Source organism: Rhizobium sp. AAP43 (assembly GCF_001296045.1).
In the GTDB taxonomy this organism is placed as follows: Bacteria; Pseudomonadota; Alphaproteobacteria; order Rhizobiales; family Rhizobiaceae; genus Allorhizobium.
This window is the reverse complement of sequence record NZ_LJHS01000025.1, coordinates 1-1875: the sequence shown is the minus strand read 5'-3', so window position 1 is coordinate 1875 and position 1875 is coordinate 1. Positions and strand designations below refer to the sequence as shown.

The following is a 1875-nucleotide window of genomic DNA, read 5'->3' as shown; positions in this document are numbered from 1 at the left end:
TGGCGGGCAATCTTTTCGGTCTGCGATGCATTGTCGGCGTTCTGCTTGATGTTGGCAGCCATCTCTTCCATCGAGGCTGAAGCCTCTTCAGTCGCTGCCGCCTGCTCGTTTGCCCCCTGCGACAGCTGTTCACTGCTCGAGGATAGATTGTGGCTGCCGCTGGCAACCTGATCGGCGGCGGCACTGACTGTTGTCGCGAAGGATGTGAGGTTGTCGACCAGCGAATTGATTGCCACCTTCATGGCCTGATGATCACCTTCGCATTCGATTTCCACGCGCTCCATCAGGTTCCCCGACGAGACCTGATTGAGCACGCGGTTTCCTTCTGCGATGGGCACAAGGATCGCATCGAGCATGCCATTGATTCCGGAAACGACGGCTGCGAAGTCGCCGACGAAACGATTAGCCTCGCCTCTTTCGCTGAGCTTGCCCGCTGTGGAGGCGTCAATCAGGCGCTGGATCTCGGAGATGATGGCGCGGAAATTGGCACGAAGCGTGTCGATCGTATCGTTGATGAAAGCCTTCTTGCCCGGCAGCTGTTCCAGCTGCGCATGGAAATTGCCTTCGCCGAACTCCTTGACGACCGCCATCGCCTTCTTCTTCACGGCGATATGGCCGGCGACCATCTCATTGATACCTTTGGCCATGGTGGCAAAGTCACCCTGGAATTTGTCAACAGGCACGAAGACGTCGATGTCACCTCTGTCGTGCTCGGACGACATGGTGTTCATTTCCGTGATCAGACCCTTGAGGTTGCCGCGCAGGGTCTCAATCGTATCATTGATGAAGGCCTTCTTGCCCGGCAGCTGTTCGAGCGGCGCATTGAAGTTGCCCTCGCTGAACTCCTTGACGACCGCCATCGCCTTCTTCTTCACCGCGATATGGCCGGCGACCATGTCGTTGATGCCCTTGGCCATTTTGGCAAAGTCACCCTGGAATTTGTCGACAGGCACGAAGACGTCGATGTCGCCCCGGTCATGCTCGGACGACATGGTGTTCATGTCCGTGATCAAACCCTTGAGGTTGCCGCGCAAGGTCTCGATCGTGTCGTTGATGAAGGCCTTCTTACCCGGCAGCTGTTCCAGCGGCGCATCGAAGTTGCCCTCGCTGAACTCCTTGACGACCGCCATCGCCTTCTTCTTCACCGCGATATGAGCGGCGACCATATCGTTGATGTCCGTGGCCATGGTGGCCAGATCGCCGTGAAAGCGATCAGCCGGCAGCACGACATCAATGTCACCTTTGTCATGCTCCAAGGCCATCCGATTGATGGCCGAATGGAGCGTGCCGACCGGACGCATGGCGACATCCAGCAAAGCGTTGACGGCGATCAGCACGTCACGAGCCTCCCCGGTCGCATCCTGTTCGCGAGCGCGGTGTGAAAGGTCACCGTCCGCAAGGCGTTTCGTGAGTTCCTGGATCTCCGAAATCGCCCATTCGGCGCGAGATGTCTTCCGCATTTGTGTGAGCAGGTTCATGATGCTGATGCTCCCCATTGTTTGACCGAGTGGACCTTTGGTCACGTTGATTGCAGGCTACTCAAGCGCTCTGGCGGAAATCGTCGTCTTCGTCGTCCGCTGCACCCATGGACATATCGAGGGCAAATCCTTTCACTCGCTCTTGTTGGCCGGCGACCGTGCCGGACGAGTGGGATCTGGTCGGCTTGGCCGGGCTTCGCGATGCACTCTGGCTTGCACGTTGCACGGGGGGCTGCGAGTGGGACCGAGACGACCCTGAAGTGTCGATGCGGAAGAATGAGATTGAAGCCTGCAACTCCTCGGCCTGCGACGCCAGTTCGAGCGAAGTCGACGAGACGCCTTCGGAGGCTCCGGCATTCTGCTGGGTCACCTTGTCGAGCTGCTGGATGGCCTCGTT

At 58.3% G+C, this 1875-nt stretch carries 1 protein-coding gene and 1 pseudogene; both read right to left on the bottom strand.

The annotated features are described in order from the left end of the window. Nucleotides 1-1478 (bottom strand): HAMP domain-containing protein (locus IP76_RS14385; RefSeq protein ID WP_197278351.1); only part of this gene is annotated, 1478 nt, incomplete at its 3' end. 61 nt (nt 1479-1539) lie between these two features. Then, nucleotides 1540-1875 (bottom strand): annotated as a pseudogene (locus IP76_RS23305) (methyl-accepting chemotaxis protein); the annotation flags it as partial.